The organism is Rhodococcus sp. 06-462-5, assembly GCF_002258315.1.
Taxonomy (GTDB): Bacteria; Actinomycetota; Actinomycetes; order Mycobacteriales; family Mycobacteriaceae; genus Rhodococcoides.
Window position 1 is genome coordinate 345,122 of record NZ_NOYD01000050.1, and the last position, 23,720, is coordinate 368,841.

Annotated in this window: 26 protein-coding genes; 12 read left to right on the forward strand and 14 right to left on the reverse strand. The window is 66.0% G+C overall.

Translation table 11 applies throughout. From position 1 onward, the window contains the following. Positions 1–67: 67 nt before the first annotated feature. Positions 68–1,894 carry a glutaminase A gene (gene glsA / locus CH251_RS23255; protein ID WP_094615249.1) on the forward strand — a complete coding sequence of 609 codons (1,827 nt, stop codon included), beginning with the start codon at positions 68–70 and terminating at the stop codon, positions 1,892–1,894. 42 nt (positions 1,895–1,936) lie between these two features. On the opposite strand, the gene CH251_RS23260 is transcribed toward glsA, so the two are convergent. Together CH251_RS23260 and CH251_RS23265 are read right to left on the reverse strand one after the other, a co-directional pair. Next, positions 1,937–2,695 carry an anti-sigma factor gene (locus CH251_RS23260; RefSeq protein WP_094615250.1) on the reverse strand — a complete coding sequence of 253 codons (759 nt, stop codon included), beginning with the start codon at positions 2,693–2,695 and terminating at the stop codon, positions 1,937–1,939. Next, positions 2,692–3,447 carry a sigma-70 family RNA polymerase sigma factor gene (locus CH251_RS23265; RefSeq protein ID WP_094615251.1) on the reverse strand — a complete coding sequence of 252 codons (756 nt, stop codon included), beginning with the start codon at positions 3,445–3,447 and terminating at the stop codon, positions 2,692–2,694. The genes CH251_RS23260 and CH251_RS23265 overlap by 4 nt, the downstream gene beginning before the upstream one ends. Positions 3,448–3,629: 182 nt before the next feature. On the opposite strand from CH251_RS23265, the gene CH251_RS23270 reads away from it, so the two are divergent. Both CH251_RS23270 and CH251_RS23275 read left to right on the forward strand, forming a co-directional pair. Beyond that, positions 3,630–4,598 (forward strand): ATP-binding cassette domain-containing protein, encoded by a 969-nt coding sequence (locus tag CH251_RS23270; RefSeq protein WP_179273361.1) that lies wholly within the window; start codon positions 3,630–3,632, stop codon positions 4,596–4,598. Then, positions 4,595–5,434, forward strand: a complete 840-nt coding sequence (locus tag CH251_RS23275) for an ABC transporter permease (RefSeq protein WP_094615253.1) — start codon at positions 4,595–4,597, stop codon at positions 5,432–5,434. Before CH251_RS23270 ends, CH251_RS23275 begins: the two co-directional genes overlap by 4 nt. 24 nt (positions 5,435–5,458) lie before the next feature. Here the strand turns inward: CH251_RS23275 and CH251_RS23280 are convergent, their stop codons facing one another. Then, positions 5,459–5,980: a CGNR zinc finger domain-containing protein gene (locus tag CH251_RS23280; protein ID WP_179273362.1), complete on the reverse strand. Its 522-nt coding sequence runs from the start codon at positions 5,978–5,980 to the stop codon at positions 5,459–5,461. A 25-nt stretch (positions 5,981–6,005) separates the two neighbouring features. Here CH251_RS23280 and CH251_RS27620 point away from each other — a divergent pair, with 25 nt between their 5' ends. Beyond that, positions 6,006–6,167, forward strand: a complete 162-nt coding sequence (locus tag CH251_RS27620; protein WP_179273363.1) for a hypothetical protein — start codon at positions 6,006–6,008, stop codon at positions 6,165–6,167. A 16-nt stretch (positions 6,168–6,183) separates the two neighbouring features. Here CH251_RS27620 and CH251_RS23285 read toward each other — a convergent pair whose 3' ends face one another. Both CH251_RS23285 and CH251_RS23290 read right to left on the reverse strand, forming a co-directional pair. Continuing rightward, positions 6,184–7,455, reverse strand: a complete 1,272-nt coding sequence (locus CH251_RS23285) for a class I SAM-dependent RNA methyltransferase (protein WP_094615254.1) — start codon at positions 7,453–7,455, stop codon at positions 6,184–6,186. Further along, the gene (locus tag CH251_RS23290; protein WP_094615348.1) at positions 7,452–9,449 is read right to left on the reverse strand and encodes an APC family permease; all 1,998 of its coding nucleotides are present in this window, start codon (positions 9,447–9,449) and stop codon (positions 7,452–7,454) included. Before CH251_RS23290 ends, CH251_RS23285 begins: the two co-directional genes overlap by 4 nt. A gap of 177 nt (positions 9,450–9,626) precedes the next feature. On the opposite strand from CH251_RS23290, the gene CH251_RS23295 reads away from it, so the two are divergent. Together CH251_RS23295 and CH251_RS23300 are read left to right on the forward strand one after the other, a co-directional pair. Continuing rightward, positions 9,627–10,292 (forward strand): TrkA family potassium uptake protein, encoded by a 666-nt coding sequence (locus CH251_RS23295; protein ID WP_176459289.1) that lies wholly within the window; start codon positions 9,627–9,629, stop codon positions 10,290–10,292. Positions 10,293–10,341: 49 nt separating this feature from the next. Further along, positions 10,342–11,001, forward strand: coding sequence for a TrkA family potassium uptake protein (locus CH251_RS23300; protein WP_032397923.1), 660 nt, complete (start codon positions 10,342–10,344; stop codon positions 10,999–11,001). Here the strand turns inward: CH251_RS23300 and CH251_RS23305 are convergent. Both CH251_RS23305 and CH251_RS23310 read right to left on the reverse strand, forming a co-directional pair. After that, positions 10,975–11,628, reverse strand: a complete 654-nt coding sequence (locus CH251_RS23305; protein WP_256979274.1) for a DUF3159 domain-containing protein — start codon at positions 11,626–11,628, stop codon at positions 10,975–10,977. The two genes, CH251_RS23300 and CH251_RS23305, sit on opposite strands and share 27 nt — an antisense overlap. A gap of 109 nt (positions 11,629–11,737) precedes the next feature. After that, a complete protein-coding gene (locus tag CH251_RS23310; RefSeq protein WP_032397922.1) occupies positions 11,738–12,115 on the reverse strand; it encodes an OB-fold nucleic acid binding domain-containing protein in 378 nt (125 codons plus the stop codon). 120 nt (positions 12,116–12,235) lie between these two features. Between CH251_RS23310 and CH251_RS23315 the strand changes: the two genes are divergently transcribed. Next, complete coding sequence (locus CH251_RS23315; protein WP_256979254.1) at positions 12,236–12,958, forward strand: alpha/beta fold hydrolase; 723 nt, start codon at positions 12,236–12,238, stop codon at positions 12,956–12,958. Here the strand turns inward: CH251_RS23315 and CH251_RS23320 are convergent. Together CH251_RS23320 and dut are read right to left on the reverse strand one after the other, a co-directional pair. Further along, on the reverse strand, positions 12,940–13,782 hold the full coding sequence (locus tag CH251_RS23320; protein ID WP_094615256.1) for a DUF3710 domain-containing protein: 843 nt from the start codon (positions 13,780–13,782) through the stop codon (positions 12,940–12,942). The genes CH251_RS23315 and CH251_RS23320 overlap by 19 nt on opposite strands. A 64-nt stretch (positions 13,783–13,846) precedes the next feature. Next, positions 13,847–14,299: a dUTP diphosphatase gene (dut, locus tag CH251_RS23325; protein ID WP_094615351.1), complete on the reverse strand. Its 453-nt coding sequence runs from the start codon at positions 14,297–14,299 to the stop codon at positions 13,847–13,849. A gap of 220 nt (positions 14,300–14,519) precedes the next feature. Between dut and CH251_RS23330 the strand changes: the two genes are divergently transcribed. After that, positions 14,520–14,984 (forward strand): DUF3093 domain-containing protein, encoded by a 465-nt coding sequence (locus tag CH251_RS23330; protein ID WP_094615352.1) that lies wholly within the window; start codon positions 14,520–14,522, stop codon positions 14,982–14,984. Between the two features lie 73 nt (positions 14,985–15,057). Here CH251_RS23330 and CH251_RS23335 read toward each other — a convergent pair whose 3' ends face one another. Next, a complete protein-coding gene (locus CH251_RS23335) occupies positions 15,058–15,360 on the reverse strand; it encodes a DUF4193 domain-containing protein (RefSeq protein ID WP_027496891.1) in 303 nt (100 codons plus the stop codon). Between the two features lie 544 nt (positions 15,361–15,904). Between CH251_RS23335 and cei the strand changes: the two genes are divergently transcribed. Then, a complete protein-coding gene (gene cei, locus CH251_RS23340; RefSeq protein WP_094615353.1) occupies positions 15,905–16,585 on the forward strand; it encodes an envelope integrity protein Cei in 681 nt (226 codons plus the stop codon). A gap of 15 nt (positions 16,586–16,600) precedes the next feature. On the opposite strand, the gene CH251_RS23345 is transcribed toward cei, so the two are convergent. Continuing rightward, a complete protein-coding gene (locus CH251_RS23345) occupies positions 16,601–17,488 on the reverse strand; it encodes an inositol monophosphatase family protein (RefSeq protein WP_373454987.1) in 888 nt (295 codons plus the stop codon). A gap of 187 nt (positions 17,489–17,675) precedes the next feature. Here CH251_RS23345 and ppgK point away from each other — a divergent pair, with 187 nt between their 5' ends. Next, the gene (gene ppgK / locus CH251_RS23350) at positions 17,676–18,497 is read left to right on the forward strand and encodes a polyphosphate--glucose phosphotransferase (RefSeq protein ID WP_094615258.1); all 822 of its coding nucleotides are present in this window, start codon (positions 17,676–17,678) and stop codon (positions 18,495–18,497) included. Positions 18,498–18,656: 159 nt separating this feature from the next. Continuing rightward, positions 18,657–19,988 (forward strand): RNA polymerase sigma factor, encoded by a 1,332-nt coding sequence (locus tag CH251_RS23355; protein ID WP_094615259.1) that lies wholly within the window; start codon positions 18,657–18,659, stop codon positions 19,986–19,988. 74 nt (positions 19,989–20,062) lie between these two features. On the opposite strand, the gene CH251_RS23360 is transcribed toward CH251_RS23355, so the two are convergent. Together CH251_RS23360 and CH251_RS23365 are read right to left on the reverse strand one after the other, a co-directional pair. Next, positions 20,063–20,422, reverse strand: a complete 360-nt coding sequence (locus tag CH251_RS23360; RefSeq protein WP_094615260.1) for a DUF952 domain-containing protein — start codon at positions 20,420–20,422, stop codon at positions 20,063–20,065. A gap of 28 nt (positions 20,423–20,450) precedes the next feature. Beyond that, positions 20,451–21,380: a DMT family transporter gene (locus CH251_RS23365; protein ID WP_094615261.1), complete on the reverse strand. Its 930-nt coding sequence runs from the start codon at positions 21,378–21,380 to the stop codon at positions 20,451–20,453. 233 nt (positions 21,381–21,613) lie between these two features. Between CH251_RS23365 and CH251_RS23370 the strand changes: the two genes are divergently transcribed. Beyond that, positions 21,614–21,808, forward strand: a complete 195-nt coding sequence (locus CH251_RS23370) for a hypothetical protein (protein WP_027496884.1) — start codon at positions 21,614–21,616, stop codon at positions 21,806–21,808. A 104-nt stretch (positions 21,809–21,912) separates the two neighbouring features. On the opposite strand, the gene CH251_RS23375 is transcribed toward CH251_RS23370, so the two are convergent. Beyond that, positions 21,913–23,652 (reverse strand): DEAD/DEAH box helicase, encoded by a 1,740-nt coding sequence (locus tag CH251_RS23375; protein ID WP_094615262.1) that lies wholly within the window; start codon positions 23,650–23,652, stop codon positions 21,913–21,915. Positions 23,653–23,720: the final 68 nt, after the last annotated feature.

A 23,720-nucleotide genomic window follows, 5' to 3' on the forward strand; every position in this document is an offset into this window, starting at 1 on the left:
TGCCCTGGGTCAGCCGCCCCTAACCTCGGACGATGTCGAATCGGACATCACACATACAGTGTGGCCCATGAGCAACGTGGTCGATGCCATCCTGCGCCGAGTTCACGAACTGTGCCGCGACGACACGTCCGGGCAGGTGGCGGACTACATCCCCGAGCTCGCTGCCGTCACGCCGGACGGGTTCGGTATCGCGCTGACGACCACGGACGGTTACGTCTACGAGGTCGGCGACACGCGACTGCCCTTCACGATCCAATCGATCTCCAAGCCGTTCACCTACGCATTGGCGTTGGCCGACCGGGGCCTGGACGTCGTCGCGAGCAAGGTCGACGTCGAGCCGTCCGGTGAGCCGTTCAACGAGATCAGTCTCGATCCCGTCACCGAGCGACCACGCAACCCGATGATCAACGCCGGTGCCATCACGTCGGCGTCGCTGATCGCAGGCCGAAGTGCCGAGGATCGATTCGAGCGGATTCGAGCCTCGTACTCGCGATATGCGGGGAGGTCTCTGACATTCAACGACGCCGTCTATCGGTCGGAGGCGCGCACCGGCAATCGCAACCGCGCCATCGGGTACATGCTCCGTTCGTTCGACATCATCGACCACGATCCCGACGCCGCCGTCGATCTGTACTTCCGCCAGTGCTCGATCGACGTCACCGCAGCGGACCTCGCCATGATGGCGGCCACCATGGCCAACAACGGCGTCAACCCGCGCACGCGTGAACGCGCACTGGCACCGGCTCTGGTCGAACGCGTGCTGTCGGTCATGACGACGTGTGGGATGTACGACGGCGCAGGCGACTGGGTCGCGCGGGTCGGCCTGCCGGCCAAGAGTGGGGTCGGAGGCGGGATCCTCGCAGTTCTCCCGGGACAGATGGGCATCGCCGTCTACTCACCGCGACTCGATTCCCACGGCAACAGCGTGCGCGGAGTTGCCGCCTGCCGGGAACTGTCGAACCGACTCGAACTGCACTTTCTGCACGTCACTCGCGCGGCGAAGTCCTCCATTCGGCGTCGCTACGTGGTGACCGAGGCACCGTCGCGCAAGCGGCGATCGGAAGTGGAACAGGCCACTCTGGCCGCCGTGGGCGAACGCGCCCGCGTGTACGAACTGCACGGGGATCTCCTGTTCTCCGGTGCCGAGACCGCCGTTCGTGAGATCGGCGACCTCGATCGGGAACTCGATGCCCTCGTCATCGATGTGCGCGGCGTCGACGAGGTCAGTGACATCGCCCGCACCATGTTCGAGGATCTACGTCGGGATCTCGCGGAGCACGGCTGTGTGGTGGGTCTGGTGGATCCCAAGGCGATCATGGGTCACACGACGTCGAGTCTCGACCCGGCCGATCCGGCGGGTCGGGTGTACTCGAGCCTCGGTTCGGCAGTTCAGTGGGCAGAGAACCTGCTTCTGGATCGGCACTGCGCAGGCGCGCGACAGCCGACCGTCGTCTCCACGGCCGAGCATCCGCTGCTGGCGGGGCTGTCCGCCGCACAGTTCGAGGCGGTGACTCCGTATCTGGAGAAGCGGCACTACGCGCGCGGAGACGTGATCGTTCGCCACGGTGCCCCGGCGGCAGGCCTGTTCCTGATGCTGCGCGGCGAGGTGACCTCCACGGCCGTCGCCGCCGACGGTGGCAAGCACCGCATCACGACTCTCTCCCCCGGCATGAGCTTCGGTGAGATGCCCCTGCTGATGTCGGTGCCGTTCCTGCTCGACATGGTCGCCGAGACACCGGTCGATCTCGTGGTGGTGTCGGTAGAGCACTTCCAGGCGCTCACGCGCGACGCACCGGAGATCAAGCTGGCGCTGCTGGAGAATCTCGCCACCGGGGCCTACGGCCAGATGGCAGCGGTGATCAGAACGCTCGGGCGGTTCGACATCGGCATCTGACCGAATATCGAACCGCCCGAGGCGACTGAGTTCGTGCTGTGCTCAGGCACCCAACGTGAGCATCGTGAGCACCTCGGTGGGCTGGGCCGACCCGCCTGCGGGTTCGAGTGAGAACGCGAAGTTCGTCGACGCCCCGAGACCGTCGACCACCGTGCCGGACTCGGAGGTCAGCTGATCCTCGGTCACCACGCCGGCAGAGCGAGGTGAGCCGTCCACGAACCACATCTGGTAAACGCGGCCGGGCGGTGGCTGCGGGACCCCATCGAGATCGACGACGACCGCGTTCTGGGACAGCGAGTACGACACGGTTGCCGAGCCGCCACCGGGGAAGTCCGCCGTCACCTGACGTGAGTCGGGCGCGGCCACGATCTGGTCCGCCTGAGACGGCTGCGCATCGTTGCCCATGGTCTGGCTGACGACCACCACGCCGCCGACGGCGACGACGACCGCGGCCGCAGCCGAGACCATCGAGTACCGCCAGGCCTTCGAGCGTTCCCGCCGATGCCGGTGCAGTGGTGTGACGTTCGGTGGCAGCTTGTGGACCGTGGGCTCCTGGTCGCTGAGCGCGACCTGATCGAGCACCCGTTGCCGGAGGGGCTCGGGCGCAGGAGTCGCGTCGGACGCCGCCGCCAAGGCCAGCGTCTCGTGGATCTCGCTCACGAGAATGTCGAACTGGGCTCGCGCGGTGTCGTCGACACGAGTTCGCTCGGCTTCGATGTCGTGTCGTTCGGCCTCGGTCGTCGCGTGGAGGGCGTAGACCTCCGCGTCGTCGAGAAGCCGTTGCCGTGACGATTCACTCATTGCGGGATCACCCCCAGACATGTTTTCAATTTGATCAATCCGTCTCGTATGCGCGATTTGATGGTGGGAACCGCGACCCCGAGCCGCTCCGCAACTTCGCGATAGGTGTAACCGCTGTAGTAAGCCATTCGTACCGACTCGCTCTGCGTATCGGTCAGAGTTTCGAGACAGGCGATCACGGCCTCGGACTCGAGGCGCTGTGTCACCGTCTCGAGCACCTCGTCGTGCTCGGGAGTGTGACTGACTGCGCCGTACGCGGCCTCACGGTCGGTACCCGACTGCTCGCTTCGAACTCGATCGACCGCACGACGGTGCGCCAGCGTCATGATCCAGGCCAGCGGACTGCCCTGGTTCGGATCGTAGTTCGGTGCCGCACGCCAGATCTGGAGGAACACCTCCTGCGCGGTCTCCTCGCTGTATCCCGGGTCTCGAAGCACCCGCAGCACCATTCCGTAGACCCGCGACGACGTTGCGTCGTACAACTCGGCGAACGCCGCCCGGTCGCCCTGGGCAACCGACGCCATCAACCGACGTAGACGATCCGTCTCGTCGGCGCGCAAGTTCTTGAGCTGTGGACTGGGAACAGCACATACCGCGTCCTGCGCCGAGTAGTTCTCCGAGGCAGCGGACGTCGTCCGGTCACGGCCGGCATTCGACGATCCGGACGCGCCCGACATCGGCGCGCTCATCGGAAGGTCGTCCCAACAGACGGGTTCATGATCGAGTTCATCGATCACGACACTAGTGGTCATATCGCTCTCATATCGAAACCTCCGCGTTTTCCCGCCGCAGTACATGTTCGGAACAAACCGACCGGAGGATGGTTCGGGGCGAAAATTCGTTTGCGACAGATGTGGACCGCGTTTCATCCTTGATGGAGAATCGGACAATCGTGGGGAATCGGGCGACCGGCCCACCGGAGGAATCGAGAGACATGGCGGCGATCGAGACACACGGTCTGGTCAAACGTTTCGGAACGAACATCGCGGTCGACGGAGTCGACCTGTCCATTCCGTCCGGTGGTGTCTACGGCGTGCTCGGGCCCAACGGCGCAGGGAAGACGACGACCATCCGGATGCTGGCCACGCTGCTTCCGATCGACGGAGGCAGCGCCCGAGTCCTGGGTCACGACGTGGCGAGCGAACCGGAGGCCGTACGGCAGAAGGTCGCTCTGACAGGACAATTCGCCTCTCTGGACGAGGACCTCACCGGAACGGAGAATCTGGTGCTGCTCGCTCGGCTGCTCGGCTACTCCCGGCCCGCCGCCCGATCGCGAGCCGATCAGCTGCTGACGGCATTCGACATCGCCGATGCCGGACCTCGACAGGTCAAGACCTACTCCGGCGGCATGCGCCGTCGCATCGACATCGCCGCCAGCATCATCGTCACTCCCGAACTGATCTTCCTCGACGAGCCCACCACCGGACTCGACCCTCGCAGCCGAAACCACGTGTGGGAGATCGTCCGTGCGTTGGTCGCAGGCGGGACGACTGTGTTGCTGACCACACAGTATCTGGACGAGGCCGATCAATTGGCCGGGCGTGTCGCAGTCATCGATCGCGGCAAGGTCATCGCCGAGGGAACGACGGGTGAGCTGAAGGCATCGGTGGGATCGAATTCACTGCACCTGCGAGTTCTCGAAGCGGCCCAGCGAACGACCGCCGCGCAGATCCTGCGAGATCTACTCGGCGGCAACGTGACCGAGGACCCGGATCCGTCGACGGTCACCGCACGGTTGGACAACCCGGCACAGGCCGCGCCCGTGCTGCCTGCGCTCGAATCCGCAGGCATCTCCATCGCGTCCTTCACACTCGGCCAACCGAGCTTGGACGAGGTGTTCCTCGCCCTCACCGGACACGATGCCGGTGCAACGATCGAATCCGACCGAGAGGTGGCGTCGTGACCGCCGAGACCCAGCAGTCGACGCCACAGGCGTCGACCATCATCGATGTGCTCGGCGCCGCCGGGCCTCGTCCACCGCGTCCGTCGTCGTTGTCGACGTCGTTGAGCTTCGGGTGGCGAGCGCTGCTCAAGATCAAGCACGTGCCCGAGCAACTGTTCGACGTGACGGCCTTTCCCATCATGTTCACGTTGCTCTTCACCTACCTGTTCGGTGGCGCACTGGCCGGCTCGACCGACGCGTACATCCAGTTCCTGCTCCCCGGCATTCTCGTGCAGACCGTGGTGATGATCACGATGTACACCGGCGTGACCATGAACAAGGACATCGAGAAGGGCGTGTTCGATCGATTCCGTTCGCTGCCCATCTGGCGGCCGTCGCCGTTGGTCGGCGCTCTGCTCGGTGACGTCGTGCGCTACACGCTGGCTTCGGTGATCGTGCTGCTCCTCGGGTTGATCCTCGGTTTCCGGCCGCAGGGTGGCGTTGTCGGCGTGGTGGCGTCGATCGCTCTACTGCTGCTGTTCTCGTTCTGTCTGTCCTGGATCTGGACCATGATCGCGATGATCGTGCGCACCGAGGCTGCGGTGATGGGCGTGTCGATGTTCATCCTGTTTCCGCTCACGTTCGCGAGCAACATCTTCGTCGACCCCAGCACGATGCCCGGTTGGCTACGCGCGTTCGTCGACGTCAACCCGGTCAGCTTCCTGGTCACGTCGCTGCGTGGCCTGATGCAGGGCGATGTCGACACCGGCGGGCTGGGGGTGACACTGATGCTGTGCGCAGTGTTGCTGGCGGTGTTCGGGCCGATCACGATGCGCCTGTACAACCGAAAGTCCTAGCGAACTCGCTGCGCAGCGCGTCGATCACGAGGCCGCGCGTGCTCGATGCCTGCGCACCGCGTCGCGATTGGAACACACCGTTCCGCAGTATCGCTGCCTGCCGGTTCTCGAGGTGTCGGCGAAGGCGAGTGTGCAGTCGGCGGCGGCGCAGCGATCGAGGCGAGACATTCCGCGTCCGGTCAGATGCAACGCCGTGCCGACGCTCACCAGGGCCCTGATGACGCCGCCCAGTGCGATGTTGGGATCGCGGTAGTGCATGTGCCAACCGTCGTCGGCGTGGTTGGTCAACCGCGGGTAGGCCGACGCCTGTGCCAGCAGAGCATTGAGTTCGTCGGCCCGATCGTTCTCGGTGGTTGCGTCCACCACCCGCGCCCAGTCCCGCAGGAACTGGAGGGTGTCGACCAGATCGGCATCTGTTGCGATCCAGTCCGGTACGAGGCCGGCATCCACGCAGCGTTCGCCCAGCTCGGTCGCCGACGTGGGCGGTGAATTGAGCAGGTCTATACCGAGTTTCACGGCATATTCGCCGTAAGGGTTGATGTGCACAAGACCATTACATCACGATGGACGCATGCACACCGAACACACCACCCACACCTGGACCACCCACTCCACCCACGACACGAGCGAGGGACTCGTCGGATATCAGGGCTGCAGGTGCGGTGCCCAGCGCATCGTGACCGTTCCCACGCACACCTTCGCCCCGGTCGCCGAAGTTGCACACCGGGCCTGACCGGCTGCCGCAGCCCTCACCGCCGAACGAAACGGCCGATGCACTCGACGTGGCTGGTCGAAGGAAAGGCATCGAAGGCGCGCATGTCGTCGAGTTCGTATCCCGCAGCTCGGTACAAACTCACATCCCGCGCGAACGAGGCCGGATCGCATCCGATGTGCACCACCGAACGCGGAGACCTGACGGCAAGGGCGTCGATCACGTCCCGTCCGGCACCCGCGCGAGGTGGATCGAGTACCGCTACCGACACCGGTTCGGCCAACGCATCGATCGAGCGCTCGACCCGACCCGGCACGAACGAGACCTGCGGCAGATCCCGCAGCGCCGAGCGGCCGTCCTCGGCTGCACGACGGGAGAATTCGACGCTGGTGACTCGGCCGCTCGGACCCACCTGGTCGGCCAGCGCGGCGGCGAACACCCCGACACCGCCGTACAGGTCCCACGCACCGTCACCCGCCGTGGCGTCCGCCCAGTCCCCCACCACGTCGGTGTACACCTGCGGCGCGCCGCGGTGGGCCTGCCAGAACCCGGTGGCGTCGAGGGTCCACGCCCTGTTCGAGACGTATTCGGTCACCCGACCGGATCCGATCACGGCCTTCTCGGGCCGGGACCGAGACGACGCTGCCCGGCGGGCCGACGCCCCACGACGACCCGGTGATCGACGTCCGGTGGGCGAGAGTTGCGCCGGCGCGATCTCCACCACGTGCCGCTCGCCTTCCCCGTCGAGTACCACCTGCAGCTCGGCACCCGGCCGCCACTGCTGATCCGACAGACCCTCGAATGCCGCGGAATCCATTTGCGGACAGGTGAGTTCGGTGACGATCGAGCTACTGCGATAGCGGTGGTAGCCGGGCCGTCCGCCGGAATCGACGGCGAGTCGCACTCGGGTTCGCCACCCGGTGCCGTCGCCGGACCCCGGTAGTTCCTCCACGCGCACCTCACGCTCGATTCCGGCGACGCGGCGAAGTTGTTCGGCAACGACGAAGGACTTCAGTCGCCGCCCTGCATCGGCACTGGCGTGGGAGTAATCGCAGCAGCCCGAGCCGCCTGGCCCGGAGATGGGACAGCGCGCGTCCACCCGATCCGGGGATGCCGACAGGATCTCGACGGCATCGGCGCGACAGAACGACCCGCCTCGATCCTCGGTCACCTTGGCCACGACCCGTTCACCGGGTAGTCCGTGACGAACGAACACGACCCGGCCTTCGTGGCGGGCCACGCAGAATCCGCCGTGCCCGGGCGCGACCAGTTCGACCTCGAGCAGCAGCCCGAACCAGCTCTCGCTCACTTGCCCGCCGGAGGCTCGTAGCCGCGACGCGACGCACCGGGCGCATTGCCGAGCACCTCGCGCTTGGCTTTTTCCGACGACCGAAGCTGCCACGGCACGCTGGTGACCATCACACCCGGCTGGAACAGCAGTCGAGACTTCAGTCGCAACGCACTCTGGTTGTGCAGAACCTGCTCCCACCAGTGACCGACGACGTACTCGGGAATGAAGACCGTGACGACGTCACGAGGCGAGTCGCGGCGCACCCGTTTGACGTAGTCCAGGACCGGTTTGGTGACCTCTCGGTAGGGCGACTCGACGACCTTGAGCGGCACCGACACGTCGCTGGCCTCCCACTGTCGAACCAGCGCGCGGGTATCGGCCTCGTCGACGTTGACGGTCACCGCTTCCAGAGTGTCCGGCCTGGTCGCCCTCGCGTAGGCCAAGGCACGCAGGGTCGGCATGTGCAGCTTGGACACCAACACGATCGAGTGCGTGCGACTGGGCAGAACTCCGTCCCATTCCTCGTTCTCGAGCTCGCGGGCCACGGTGTCGTAGTGCTTCCTGATCATGCGCATCAGCACGAAGATGGCCACCATGGCGACGATCGCAATCCACGCACCCGCGGCGAACTTGGTGATCAACACGATCACCAGCACCGTTCCGGTCATGGCGAGACCGACACCGTTGATCACGCGCGAGCGCTGCATGCGGCGCCGTTGCTCGGGATCGGTCTCGGTGACCAGCAGCCGCGTCCAGTGCCGAACCATGCCGGTCTGGCTGAGGGTGAACGAGACGAACACGCCCACGATGTAGAGCTGGATGAGCTTGGTGACCTCCGCCCCGAACACGACGACGAAAGCGATCGCAGCTCCGGACAGGAAGAGGATGCCGTTGCTGAAAGCCAGCCGGTCGCCGCGCGTGTGCAGCTGGCGGGGCAGGTAACGGTCCTGTGCCAGCACCGAGCCGAGCACCGGGAAACCGTTGAACGCGGTGTTGGCCGCGAGTACGAGGATCAGCGCGGTCACGGTGGTGATGAAGAAGAAGCCTGCGGGAAACCCACTGAAGACGGCCTCGGCCAGCTGCGCGATCAGCGTCTTCTGCTGGTAGCCCTCCGGCGCTCCGACCAGCTGGATGTCGGGGTCGAGGGCGTACTTGATGCCGATCTTCTGCGCCAGGACGATGATGCCCATCAGCAGCGTGATCCCGATCGCGCCGAGCAGCAGCAGTGTGGTCGCAGCGTTGCGGGACTTCGGCTTCTCGAACGCAGGCACCCCGTTGCTGATGGCCTCGACTCCGGTCAATGCCGCGCAACCGGAGGAGAAGGCCCGCGCGATGAGGAATGCGAACGCGATGCCGTACAGGTGCGAGTCCTCGGCCTTCAGATCGAAGCCCGCCGACTCGGCATGAATGTCGTCGCCGAGAACGTAGACCCTGAACAGCCCCCAGCCCAGCATCAGGACCATGCCGCCCATGAAGGCGTACGTCGGGATGGCGAACGCGGCCCCGGACTCTCGAATGCCACGCAGATTGATCGACGTGATGAAGGCGATCGCCACCACGGCGAACAACACTTTGTGCTCGGCCACGAACGGGACCGCCGACCCGATGTTCGATGCGGCCGCCGAGATCGACACCGCGACGGTCAGCACGTAGTCGACCAGCAACGCGCTGCCGACCGTCAACCCGGCCGCGGGGCCGAGGTTGGTGGTGGCGACCTCGTAGTCGCCGCCGCCGGAGGGATAGGCGTGCACGTTCTGGCGATAGCTGGCCACCACCACCGCCATCACCACACAGACGGCGAGACCGATCCACGGGGTGAAGGCGAGTGCCGAGATGCCTGCGACCGAGAGCACCAGAAAGATCTCTTCGGGTGCATACGCAACCGACGACATGGCGTCCGAGGCGAACACCGGCAACGCGATTCGCTTGGGAAGCAACGTATGACCGAGCTTGTCGCTGCGGAACGGCTTACCGAGCACTAGCCGCTTGGCGGCAGTCGAGACCTTGGACACGCTGAGAAGCGTAGGCCGTCCGCCTGTGGACGTCTCAACCACGCGCCGGAAACGGTGTCGGAGCGCACCCTCGGTCGATCCGGCGACGAATCCCCGATACGTTGGTGCACGCATGCCCATCGTGGCAGTGTCGATCGGCAGTGTGGTCGGCAATCGAGATCGGGACGGAGCAGGGCGTTGTACGTAGTTGTGATGGGATGTGGCCGCGTCGGCGCATCGTTGGCCGGTGCGCTCGAGCGCATCGGACACGAGGTAGCGATCATCGACCGCGACGAAACAGCCTTTCTGCGCCTCGATCCCGACTTCGCCGGACACCGCGTCGTCGGCATGGGCTTCGACCGAGATGTGTTGGTGAGCGCGGGAATCGAGAAAGCCGAGGCCTTCGCGGCCGTCTCGTCCGGCGACAACTCCAACATCATCTCCGCCCGCGTCGCACGAGAGACGTTCGGCGTCGACAAAGTGGTCGCGAGGATCTACGACGCCAAGCGCGCCGCCGTCTACGAACGCCTCGGCATCCCGACGGTCGCCACCGTCCCCTGGGCCACCGACCGTTTTCTGCACAACCTGCTGCGCGACGACCCCACCACCAAGTGGCGCGATCCGTCGGGCAGCGTCGCAGTCGTCCTTCTCGACTTCCACGACGCCTGGATCGGCAAGAAGCTCTCGGTACTCGAGGACGCCACCAACTCGCGGGCCGCGTTCGTCATCCGATTCGGCAGCGGACTGCTACCGGACAAGCGAACCGTGATCCAAGCCGGCGACGAGGTGTACGTCGCCGCGGTCTCGGGCACCGTCGCCGAAGCCATTGCGCTGGCGGGCAACCCGCCGCCCTCGGACGACTGATGCACGCGCGCACGTTCCCCACCTCCCCCATCGACCCGAACGGGAAGCCATGAAAGTCGCCATCGCCGGAGCCGGCGCAGTCGGCAGATCCATCGCACGCGAGTTGATTCGCAGTGAACACGATGTGATGCTCCTCGAACGCAAGCTCGACCACGTCGATCAGGCCGCCATCCCGGAAGCGGAATGGGTGCTGGCCGACGCGTGCGAGTTGAGTCTGCTCGAAGCCGCCCACCTAGAGAACTACGACGTGGTGATCGCTGCCACCGGCGACGACAAAGCCAACCTGGTGCTCAGCCTGCTGGCCAAGACCGAGTTCGGCGTGAATCGCGTGGTGGCCCGGGTCAACGATCCCCGAAACGAATGGCTGTTCGATGCCGCCTGGGGTGTCGATGTCGCAGTGTCGACGCCGCGCATGCTCGCGTCCCTGGTCGAGGAAGCCGTGTCGGTGGGCGACCTGGTTCACTTGATGACGTTCCGCAAGGGGCAGGCCAACCTCGTCGAGATCACGCTGCCGGAGAACACGCCCCTGGCGGGCAAGCCGGTGCGCAAGCTCCAATTGCCCAGGGACGCAGCGTTGGTGACGATCCTGCGCGGCGGTCGCGTGATCGTGCCACAGCACGACGATCCGCTCGAGGGCGGCGACGAGCTACTGTTCGTCGCGGCCAAAGAGGTGGAGAACGAACTACGCGCCGCTGTCGGCCTGATCTGACGGCAGCTGCTCCCGCTTGCGGTCCGCGCTCGACGCCGCGTCGAGCGCGCGATCGGCCGATCGCACGGCCCAGAGCGTGACCAACAGTGCCACTCCCGTGAGCGGCCAGCCCATGCCGATGCGGGCAACGGCGAGCCAGCCCGTCTGGTCGGAGTCGTAGAGCTGCGACTGAACGATGTATCGGGCACCGAACACCGACGCCCAGGCGATCGTGGCCACGTCGTAGTAGCGCACGGCAGATCGGTTGCCACGCCACGACGTTCCCTTGCCGTTGAGGTATCCCCAGATGATGCCGACCAACGGCCAGCGTGCGAGCACCGACAGTACGAACGCCGCGCCGTAGGCGAGCGAGGTGTAGATGCCGAACAGGAAGTAGCCCTTGGCATCTCCCGTCCGGTATGCGATGAATGCGCAGATCCCGACCCCGAAGAATCCCGAGATGGCGGGCTGGATCGGGCTACGACGAACCAACCGCCACACCAACACCGCAGCGGCGACTCCCAGAGCGGACCACAGAGCGACGGCGAGGTTGAGGTAGCTGTTCACCGGAACGAAGACGACGACGGGCAAGGTCGAGTAGATGAGCCCGCTCAACCCGCCGAGCTGCTCGAGGACGGTGGGAGCCACCTTCTCGGCGGTGGTCGACGCGTCGGGCGCGGGTTCCGGCGTCGTCGACGGGGGCGGCACGGAATCGTCGCTGTTGGTCACGACAACGAGAGTGCCATATCGGCGACGATCAGCTGTCGTCGCGCAGTTCGTAATAGGGGTTGTAGACGATCTTGCGTCCGTCACGTTCGCCGACGCGGCCCCGAACGAGCAAAGTCTTCCCTGGCTCGATTCCAGCGATCTTGCGTCGGCCGATCCACAGCAGCGTCACCGTGTCGGTGCCGTCGAAGAACTCGGCCTCGATGTTGGCGTTGGCCGCCTTCGAGCAGGCTTCGACGCTGCGCAACCGACCGAGCATCGTGACTTCCTCGCCTCGCGAGCAGTCGCACGCCCGCCGAGCCCCGGAGGCTTCGGACGTTTCGGCCATCTCCTCGGCATCGAGTTGATCGATGTCCTCTGTCAACTTCCGCGTCAGACGGCGAAAGTATCCTGCGGCAGCGGGTGCCATTGTGCGCTCCAGCGGTGGGGGTCGTTCCCTCGTCAGGGTGTACTTCGCCACTGTAGACCCGAAGCGTCACGCTGACCAACCGTCGTCACGGCGGTGTCGGCAGGCGTGCACAATCGTGTCGTGCACCGCCGATTCGACACCCGTATCGCAGTCGTTCTACCGGGGACGGGGTCCGATGCTCGGTTCGCCGCCGACGCGTTCTCGGCAGCATTCGACACTGTGGGATTGACCACCGTTGCGGTCGAACCCGACCCGGCCGCCGTGGTCGAGAGCTACCTGTCCGCCCTCGACGACGCGGCCGATCGACACGGACGCGTCGTCGTCGCGGGGATTTCCCTCGGGGCAGCCGTCGCGGTTCGATGGGCTGCCGACCACGCATCGAACACCGCGGCTCTCGCACTCGCGCTGCCGGCGTGGACCGGAGACCCGGCCGGGTCCCCCGCGGCCCTGAGCGCGGAATTCACCGCCCGGTCCCTGCGTGAGAAGGGGCTCGACGCCGTCACCGCGGCGATGGCCGCATCGAGCCCGCCGTGGCTCGCGCGCACTCTGCGGAGGTCCTGGGCCGCCCAGTGGCCCGCACTTCCCGACGCGTTGGACGAGGCCGCTCGCCATCGCAGCCTCGAACTCGACGAGCTCGCTCGGATAGAGCTACCTGCCGTCGTCGTGGGTGCGGTGGACGACGCAGTCCATCCGATCGAGGTAGCTCGACAGTGGGCGCGAGCGCTACCGAACTGCGAGTTGCGCACCGTGACCCTGGACGACGTCGGTCGCGACCCCGGATGCCTCGGCCGAGCGGCCGTCGGCGGTCTCGACAGGTGGTCGGCTCAGCCGCCCAGCTGCTGAATCGCCGATCCCGACGCGCCCCGACGCGGCGCTCGATCACGCTCGGCAGCGGTCGGCTGTGGGGGCGTATCTTGTTGCGGCGCAACAGGTTCAGCAGGCACCGCAGCCTGAGGCTGCGCCGCCTGTTGCGCTGCGCTCTGCTGAGCTGCCGCCTGCTGCTGTGCCGCCGCAGCGAGTTGCTCGGCCAGCACCTGCGGCAACACCACCGGTAGCGGTGTCCGAACGGGGTGCGGGTCGGTACCCCGATCCACCACGGTCTGCCGAAGAATCGTGTGCGCCAACCGGACGAGAGGTTGGCCCTCGCCCACTGCACCCGACGGACCCGCCAACACGCAGCGAACCATCCAGCGATAGCCGTCGACTCCGATGAAGCGCAGGTCGGCGTTGGCCGTGACACCGACGAGCTCGCGTCCCCACGGACCCGTCTCGACCGTCGTCTCGGCCTTGTCGTTGCGCAGCGACGTCACCAGATCGGCCGCCACCTCGCGCCACTGACCGGGAGATTTCGGTGCCGCGTAGGCAGCGATGGTGATGCGCCCGAACTGGGTGACGATGTGCACGGCCTGCGGGCTCCCTGCCTGGGACATCTCGACCTGGAGTTGACCGCCCTCCGGCAACGGGATCAGCACCGAACCGAGGTCGAGTCGCGTCTTGGCGACGGTCTCGCGATCGTCGTCGAGGTCCTCGAGATCGTGGGGCCCGTCGGCGGCGGTGGTGTCCGCGGCCTCGATATCGTCGTCCTCGTCTTCGACGCTGTCGACGAATGGCTCCGCACCGGGCGCGGAGGCACTGCCGGCGTCGTTCTTCTTACGCCGTCCGAACATGTTCAGCTCTCTTCTTCTCGGTTGCTTCCACTGTGCCTGCCACCGGCGAACGTCGTGGCGGAACTCACTGCTTCAGACTCGCATGGCCACCGGTCGAACCGTGACCACCGGCCCCTCGAACGGTGTCGTCCAGCTCGTCGACCTCCACGAACGTCACCAGTTCGACTCGCTGCACGATCAGTTGGGCGACGCGGTCGCCTCGTTCGAGCTCGATCGGGGTGTGCAGGTCGTGGTTGATCAGACAGACCTTGATCTCGCCGCGATATCCGGCATCGATGGTGCCCGGGGTGTTGACCACGGACAGACCGGATTTCGCCGCCAGCCCCGATCGCGGATGCACCAGCCCGACGGTTCCCAACGGGAGAGCGATCGCGATTCCGGTTCCCACCAGGACGCGTTCGCCCGGCGCGATCGTCACCGGGGCCGTGATGCGCAGATCCACGCCCGCGTCACCCTCGTGCGCCCGCGTCGGCACCGGAAGTTCGGGATCGAGTCGGCGCACCCGGACCTCGGACAGCGGATCGGAGGGCCGGTGCGGGGCGGGTGTTCGGTCGACGGACGGTTCGTTGCCGGACTCGGTGACTTCGTCGCTCACGTGGAACGAGACTACGCTGGCCGGCTTCGGTCTCGCTGTGGCGACTACCCTGGGGCTCGTGACTGCAGATCGACAGGCCGAACACGCGTCGGAGTCCGGCGACTCCACACCCCACACGGGCTCCACGGTGCCCGACAACTCGGTGCTGTACTCCGAGCGCCTCTGGGTGCCGATCTGGTGGTGGGCAGCGGGCGCGGCCGTGGCGGTGTTGCTTGCTGCGGAGATCCACATGGGTGCGCCTGGCATCCGCGCCTGGCTGCCCTACGTGGTGTTGCTCCCGCTGATCGCGTGGGCGTTGTTCGCCTTCAGCAGGCTGCGCGTCGAGGTGGTCGCCGGTGCGACCGGCACCGAGTTACGCGTCGGGTCTGCTCATCTGCCACTCGATGTGGCGTCCAAGGCCGCCGTCGTTCCCGCGACAGCAAAAAGTGCGGCGCTGGGAAGGCAGCTCGATCCGCTGGCCTTCGTGCAGCACCGCACCTGGGTGAAGCAGATGGTGATCGTGGTCCTCGACGATCCTGACGATCCGACGCCCTACTGGCTGATCAGCACCAAACGCCCCGAGGAGCTGTTGGCGGTCCTGACCGCGCACGGCGTCGAGGCGCGCTGACCGACCGCTCGATCTCACGATCGGAACAGTCGACACAGACCTGATCCGACCGATCAGGTCTGTGCAGAAATGGTCACGCCGCGCAGTCGCGACACATCAGTACACCGTTGGCGTCGCTGGCCAGTCGGCTGCGGTGATGGACCAGGAAGCAGCTCGAGCAGGTGAACTCGTCGGCCTGCTTGGGAACGACCCGAACCGAGAGCTCCTCGCCGGACAGATCTGCACCCGGGAGCTCGAAGGACTCCGCGGTGTCGGATTCGTCCACGTCCACCACGGCGGACTGGGCCTCGTTGCGTCGGGCCTTCAATTCTTCGAGGGAGTCCTCCGACACATCGTCGGATTCTGTTCTTCTCGGTGCGTCGTAGTCGGTTGCCATTGTCTTCGTACCCCTCATCGTCGTGCGTGTGTGTGGTGGAAGCTGCCGATGTGGTCGGCTTGTGGCCGTCGGCTGTGAAGAGGGCGCTTGCTCGCTCCCACCGATGTTCGTATCTGTTCAAATCGTTCGTCGTCGCGCGGTGCCCGAAACTACACCGGGTAGTTCCCAGAACTCGCCGGTTGAAACCCGATCGAGACCTCGCTCACCTGATCGATGGTGCACCGGCGTCCGATTCTTGAAGCACCGCGGCCGCCAGACAATAGCCGAAGCCGGTCGCAAAGCAGAAACCGAACCGCCGACGAGCCCGTCACCTGGGTGCACGCCGCATCAACACCGGGATGGGCAGCTTCATTCCGCGCTGCACAGAACACTTCTCGGTGCCGGTTTCGGGCTCCGAATCGGGCGGTGCGCACGGGATCGCAGGACGGCCCGGCCGAGTGTGCCGCCCTCGCGCACCCCGGGCATCTACAGTAGGCACCGCGTCGGTGTGAACCGGCTGTGCGAACCGGTCTCGGCGACTGCCGACGGAAAGGCGAAGATCACTGTGGTTTCTCTGATCACCGAAGGCCATTCGGTCGACGGTCGAGGTCGTCCGTTCCGTCGACGCCGCGCGTTTCCTATCATCGCGGTCTTCGCGGTGCTGGCTCTGCTCGGAGTGCTGGTGTGGGTCAGGGTGTTCACCACCGCCGAGGCCACCTCGGCAACCGCCGAATGCAATGTGCCCACCACCGCCGCCGCGTCGGACGGAACGCTGCCCGCGCCACTCGGCGAGGAAGTGGACCCCACGACCTTGCTCGACGTCGAGCCTGCCGCCCTGTCCGCATCGAAAGTGCGTGTCTTCAACGCCAACGGTGAGCGCGGACAGGCCGCTCTGGTGGCCGCCCAGCTCAGCGACTACGGTTTCGCCAGCGCACCGGACGTCCAGGTCGGCAACGATCCGGTCTACGTCGATCAGAACATGCAGTGCCAGGGCCAGATTCGGTTCGGCCCGGCCGGCCTTGCGGCAGCGAGTGCGGTGTCACTGGTCGCGCCATGCGCCGAACTGATCCAGGACGCCCGCGCCGACGACTCGGTCGATCTGGCACTCGGTACCTACTTCAGCGAGATCCGGCCCAACGACGATGCCGAGGAAGTGCTGCGCACCCTTGCCGGGGCCGCACCCGGTGCCCCGCCTGCACCACTCGATGCCGACTTGCTCTCGGCAGCACGCGAATCGCGTTGCTGATGCAGTAGGGCCGCGTCAGCCGGGAATCGGATCGAGGGCACCCGCACTGCGCAGTACGGCCACGAAGGCGTCCGCGATCCCCGGGGCCGTTGCCACCGTCACCGCACCCTGTGCACTGGTGCTGTTGGCAGCGGGCAGCGTGACGATCGCACCTGCCTCGGCGGCGATCAACGCACCCGCCGCCCAATCCCACGGACTGAGTCCGTGTTCGAAGTGAGCGTCCACCACTCCGGACGCGACCATGCACAGATCGAGCGCGGCCGAACCGATTCGGCGGATGTCGCGCACCTGAGGCAGCAGTTGGGAGATGATCGCGCCCTGCACGGCGCGACGAGAGGATCCGTAGCCGAATCCGGTGGCCAACAACGTCATCGACACATCGGTCACGCCGGAACAATGCAGCTGCTCCCGGGTACCGTCGGCCCGCTCCACCGTCGCCCCGCGCCCCAGAGCGGCCGAGTAGACGAGCTCGCGGGCAACATCGATCACGGCCCCGGCAACACTGACACCGTCGATCTGGACCGCGACCGAAACCGCGTACGCCGGAATGCCGTACATGAAGTTCACGGTTCCGTCGATCGGGTCCAGCACCCATCGGACGCCGTCGAGCGAGTCGTCCTCGCTGCCTTCCTCTTCTCCGAGAATCGCATCATCCGGCCGCAGCTGCGCCAGCATCTCGCGTAGGACGCGTTCGGTTTCGGTGTCCACGACGGTCACCGGATCGGTCGGCGTGCTCTTGGAGTGCACCGCGCCGTCACCCTCGCTCGAATCGCCGCCGAACACCTCGGGGCGACGCCGTCCGACATGCTCGGCGGCTTTCCTCGCGACCCGTACGGCGACCTCGCGCAGCACGTCCACCTCGCGCGTGTTCGATCCCTCTGCTGCCACCTGCTCTTCCGGCAATTGTGTACTGGCGGTGTCGGTCTGCGATGGGTCTGGTTTCGGCACGCGTACATCGCAACACACACCGACGTCCGAGCACCACCGCAGCGACCGCCGGTGACGTCACCGTCCCGCGAACGGCGAAACGCACTATTGTTCGGAGGCGACGGCATCACACGGATTCGATCACGCCAGGAGCGGCATCCACATGACACAGGCAGGTTCGGACAACACCACCGCTGCGGCAGCGCGCCACGGATTCGGCGTCGATGTGGGCGGCAGCGGCATCAAGGGCGGAATCGTCGACCTGAGCACCGGAGAGCTCGTCGGTGACCGCCACAAGATCGAGACGCCGCAACCGTCGACCCCCGATGCCATCGCGCGAACCGTCGCCGAGATCGTCGCGCACTTCGAGTGGACCGGCCCGGTGGGCGTGACACTGCCTGCCGTGGTGACCAACGGTGTCGCTCGCTCGGCCGCCAACATCGACAAGTCCTGGATCGACACCGACGCCCGAGCACTGTTCGCGAAGGCCATCGGCACCGAGAACGTCACCGTGCTCAACGACGCGGATGCGGCCGGAGTGGCCGAGGACAAGTACGGCGGCGGCAAGGGCAAGGACGGAGTCGTCGTGCTGTTGACGTTCGGCACGGGGATCGGATCGGCCGTCCTGCACAACGGAGTTCTGCTTCCCAATACCGAATTCGGCCACATGGAGATCGACGGCAAGGAAGCCGAGCATCGCGCTGCGTCGTCGGTGAAGGAGAATCAGGGACTGTCCTACAAGGAGTGGGCCAAGGAGGTCTCGAAGGTTCTCGAGACGTTCGAGGCACTGCTGTGGCCGGATCTTTTCATCGCAGGCGGCGGCATCAGCCGCAAGAGCGAGAAGTGGATTCCGCACCTGACCAATCGCACCCCTGTGGTTCCGGCAACCCTGCTGAACACTGCCGGGATCGTCGGTGCCGCACTCGCAGCGGACTCCGCCGTACCGTCAGCAGAGACCGGTACGTCCGCGGGATCGGTGGACTGACACGCGGGTTGCCACCTGCGTAGGGCGAGGGTCGGTAACAAACTCCTGAGAGGTCGTTACAATGGTGTGTGCCGGTACGCAGCCGGCCGAATCCGAAGACCTCTCCGCCGGAAACAACTCTGGCGTGACGCCGCACGACTTCGTCACGAAAGGGCGTACGTGGCAGCCACCGATATCCGTCAGACCGTAGATTCCGAAACCGAGTCTGCGACACCTGCACCTGCTGTCAAGGCACCCGCTGCGAAGGCACCGGCAAAGAAGGCACCCGCCAAGCGCGCCGCAGCCAAGAAGGCACCGGCGAAGAAGGCCGCAGCAAAGAAGACAGCAGCAGCACCGGCTCCAGGGGACGATGCCGACGAGAGCACTCCCGGGATCGAAGACATCGACATCTCCGAGGGTGACCTCGCGGCAGCCGCCAACGATGTCGTCGAGGTCGTCGCTGCCGGTGACGACACCGAGGAAGACGCCACCGCCGAGCCGACTGCGGAGGACAAGGCGTCCGGTGACTTCGTCTGGGACGAAGAGGAATCCGAGGCGCTGCGCCAGGCCCGCAAGGACGCCGAGCTCACCGCGTCCGCCGACTCCGTCCGTGCCTACCTCAAGCAGATCGGCAAGGTCGCCCTCCTCAACGCAGAGGAGGAAGTCGAACTGGCCAAGCGCATCGAGGCAGGCCTGTTCGCGGTCGAGAAGATGCGCGAGTCCGCGGAGAAGGGCGAGAAGCTCCCCGTAGCGCAGCGCCGCGACATGACGTGGATCTGCCGTGACGGCAACCGCGCCAAGAATCACCTCCTCGAGGCGAACCTTCGACTCGTCGTCTCCCTCGCCAAGCGCTACACCGGCCGTGGCATGGCTTTCCTGGACCTCATTCAGGAGGGCAACCTCGGTCTGATTCGCGCGGTCGAGAAGTTCGACTACACGAAGGGCTACAAGTTCTCGACGTACGCCACGTGGTGGATCCGGCAGGCAATCACCCGGGCCATGGCCGACCAGGCCCGCACCATCCGTATTCCGGTGCACATGGTCGAGGTCATCAACAAGCTCGGCCGCATCCAACGCGAGCTGCTCCAGGATCTGGGCCGCGAACCCACTCCCGAAGAGCTCGCGAAGGAAATGGACATCACGCCGGAGAAGGTGCTGGAGATCCAGCAGTACGCGCGTGAGCCGATCTCCCTCGACCAGACCATCGGTGACGAGGGCGACAGCCAGCTCGGCGACTTCATCGAGGACTCCGAGGCAGTCGTCGCCGTGGACGCCGTGTCGTTCACCCTGCTCCAGGATCAGCTGCAGTCGGTTCTCGAGACGCTGTCCGAGCGCGAGGCGGGCGTGGTTCGTCTGCGATTCGGCCTCACCGACGGTCAGCCCCGCACCCTCGACGAGATCGGTCAGGTCTACGGCGTCACACGCGAGCGGATCCGTCAGATCGAGTCCAAGACCATGTCCAAGCTGCGTCACCCGTCGCGTTCTCAGGTGCTGCGCGACTACCTGGACTGATTCGTTCGCTGCACCTCGAACGACGACCGCCGATCACGTGTGATCGGCGGTCGTCGTTCTCTGCGTGGATGCCGTCACACCTGCGGCACCCCGAAAGTTCCGTCCGGCCCCGGCCGATAGTCGAGCACCGCCGTGACGGCCGCGATCGGTAGCGGTCCGTACAGGTGCGGAAAGCGCATGGACTCCGGATCCGACGGCACCCCCGGTTCCCATCGAACCGGTGCAGTCAAACGAGCCGGATCGACGCGCAGCAGAACCAGATCCGTGCGGCCGGAGAAGAGCCGATTCGCGGGCAGGTGCACTTGCTCGGGTGTGGACAGGTGCACGAAACCCACGGATTCGTACGAGTCCGGGGTGTAGTCGGCACGGCCACGCATCGCGAGCCACTCCCCTGCCGTACAGATGTGAACGAGGTCGTCCTGCTTGCTGGTCACAGCTTCATTCTGCAGTGTCGAGCGCGGGTCAGGGCGGCGGAATGTCGGCAACGCCCCGATCTTTTCGGGTCGGCAGCCCACCGACCACGACCGCCACGATGACGGCCACGATTCCGAGAGCCTCGAGGGTCGTCGGAATCTGGGTCAGCACCACGGCACCGACCACCGTCGCCGTCGCCGGAAGCAGAGCCAGCAACAACGCGAAGCGGGCCCGGCCCACGCGTACCAGGACGTACTGATCGAGAACGTAGGGAACCACACTCGACAACAACCCGACGCCCAATCCGAGAACCCAGATCCGCCAGTCTCCCAGCGCATTCGAGTGCGCGACCGCGAACGGTCCGAACAGTGGAACGGCCAGGATCAGGGAGGCGATACCGAAACCGGCGGCCATGTCGTCGAGCCCTTGGCCTGCGTCGGCGACCGACTTGCCCAGCACGATGTAGGCAGCCCACAGGGCCGCCGAGCCCAGCGCGAACGCGATACCGACCAACCCCACCTCGCCGCCCTCGAACTGCGCGGACGCGATTGCTCCGACGCCGGCGACCACCAGGAGCAGCGCACACACGTCGGCAGGCTTTCTGGACCCGGCAGCAGCGACCGCGATCGGCCCGAGAAACTCGATGGCCACCGCCGCGCCGAGCGGCAGCCGGGCGATCGCCTCGTAGAACATCGCGTTCATACCGATCGTCGCACCGCCGAACGCGGCGGCCGTGATCGCTCGACGCACGGTCCATGCGCCGCCGGCTCCGGCCCGGCGCCGCCACGGCCGTCGCCAGAGCAACAGCACCAGCGCCGCACCGAACCCGCGCAGCCACGCCACCGCGGCCGGATCGACGGTGTCGAACAGGAACACACCGATCGCCGCACCGACGTACATGCACACCGCGCCGATCACGAACAGCGACGGAATACCCAGCTTCGATGCGCCGGAAAGCGAAGTAGAAGTCGAAGCCACACAGGCGACCCTACTGCCGCGACTCGCAGCGAACACGATCAGCTCTCAGCGAACACTGTCGACGACGTTCCTGCTCGTGAGCCATGTTTCGTGTTAGTGACAACACAAAGAAACGCGCTCGGGAACAACGCATGACCGCCATACGTCTGACAGAGTGAACGGACCGCGCCATACCGACGCGGCGGACCGGCCCCAGGCGAACGGGACAACCCGCAAGCCAGTACGGAGGAGTCATGCCCGGAACATTGACCAGCCCACAATTGACAGCAGCGGACCGGTGCGACCGGTGCGGTGCAGGGGCTCGCGCGCGTGTCGTGCTCTCGACCGGTGGAGAACTTCTCTTCTGCGGTCACCACGCCACCGAGCACGAAGCCCGTTTGCGTGAAGTGAACGCAACGGTGATGACCGAATCGGACTCCACGGTGTAGCCCACCTTTTGTGTCGGGGGAAAACAGGTTCGCCACGATCGACGAACACAACGACGAAGACGGACGGTCACCAGACCGTCCGTCTTTTTCGTGCCCGGAGATCCCTACATCTTCCGCAACTGCGCGATTCGCTCGCCCAACTGATCGGCCGACGCCATCGCCGTAGGCGGGCCACCGCAGATTCTTCGCAGATCGCCGTGAATCACCCCGTGCGGCTTCCCGGTGCGGTGGTGGTACACCGCAACCAAACTGTTCAGTTCACGCCGCAGGCCGGCCAACTGGCCCGCACTGGTGGCCCTGTCGTTGACGACGGCAGGTGCCGGAACCGCGGGCCCGGCAGCCGGCTTGTCGATCTGTTCCTGCTGGCGCTGACGCAGCAAGTCGCGCATCTGCGTCGCGTCGAGCAGACCGGGCAGACCGAGATAGTCGGCTTCCTCGTCGCTGCCCGAGAACGTCGCGGTACCGAACGAGGAACCGTCGTAGATCACCTGGTCCAGTTCCGCATCCGCGCCCAGCGAGGTGTACGCCTTCTCTTCCTCGCCCAGTTCGTCCTTCTGCTTGTTGGCGTCGGCCAGCAACTCGTCGTCGAAGCCGTCCTTCTCCCGGTGCGGCTTGCCGAGGATGTGATCGCGTTGCGCCTCGAGCTGCGACGCGAGATCCAGCAACACCGGTACCGACGGCAGAAAGACGCTCGCCGTCTCACCCTTGCGCCGAGAGCGCACGAAGCGGCCGATGGCCTGCGCGAAGTACAGCGGGGTCGACGCGCTCGTGGCGTAGACGCCGACGGCCAGACGCGGAACGTCGACGCCCTCGGACACCATGCGGACGGCGACCATCCACCGCTGGTCGCTCTTACCGAACTCGGCGATGCGGGCCGAGGACGTGGGGTCGTCCGAGAGCACGATCGCAGGCGTCTCTCCCGTGATCACCTCGATCAGCTTCGCGTAGGCCCGCGCCACCGTCTGATCGGTTGCGATGACCAGACCGCCGGCATCGGGCATGCCGCCTGCGCGCAGTTGCGCGAGCCGCGTGTTGGCCGCCAACAGCACGGCAGGCATCCAGTCGCCCTGCGGATCCAGTGCGGTGCGCCATGCCCTCGCGGTCTGTTCGGCGTTGAGCGGCTCACCCAAGCGCGCGGTGTATTCCTCGCCGGCACTGTCCCGCCAGCGTGCTTCACCGGAGTACGCGAGGAACACGACCGGACGCACGACGCCGTCCGCAAGAGCATCGGAGTAGCCGTACGCATGATCGGCCTTGGACCGCATCAACCCGTCCTGATCCGGTTCGTAGTTGACGAACGGAATGGGACTGTCGTCGCTGCGGAACGGCGTACCGGTCAGTGCGAGACGTCGGGTGGCGTCTCCGAACGCTTCGCGAATTCCCTCACCCCAGCTCTTCGCGTCGCCGCCGTGGTGAATCTCGTCGAGAATGACGAGGGTCTTGCGTGATTCGGTGCGCACTCGATGCTTGAACGGGTGCGAGGCGATCTGCGCGTACGTCACGACCACGCCGTGGTAGTCGCTCGAGGTCTGACCGGTCGAGTTCGAGAAGCGCGAGTCCAAGGCGATGCCGACCCTGGCCGCCGACTCCGCCCACTGGTGCTTGAGGTGTTCGGTGGGGGCAACGACGGTGACCTGATCGACGGTCCGATGCGCGAGCAGCTCTGCGGCCACCCGAAGGGCGAAGGTCGTCTTGCCTGCGCCGGGCGTCGCGACCGCGAGGAAGTCCTTGGGCGAAGCGACGAGATACTTCGTCAGCGCCCGTCGCTGCCACGCGCGCAGCGGTGCTCCCCCGCTCACGGGAGCGGCGGTCTGCTCGGTGGACGGTGGTGTGGGATCGAACATGTCAGCGCTCACTGGCCGCCGGTTCCTGGCATCGATGTAAATTCCTCGCGCTCTCGGTAGCCCTGCAG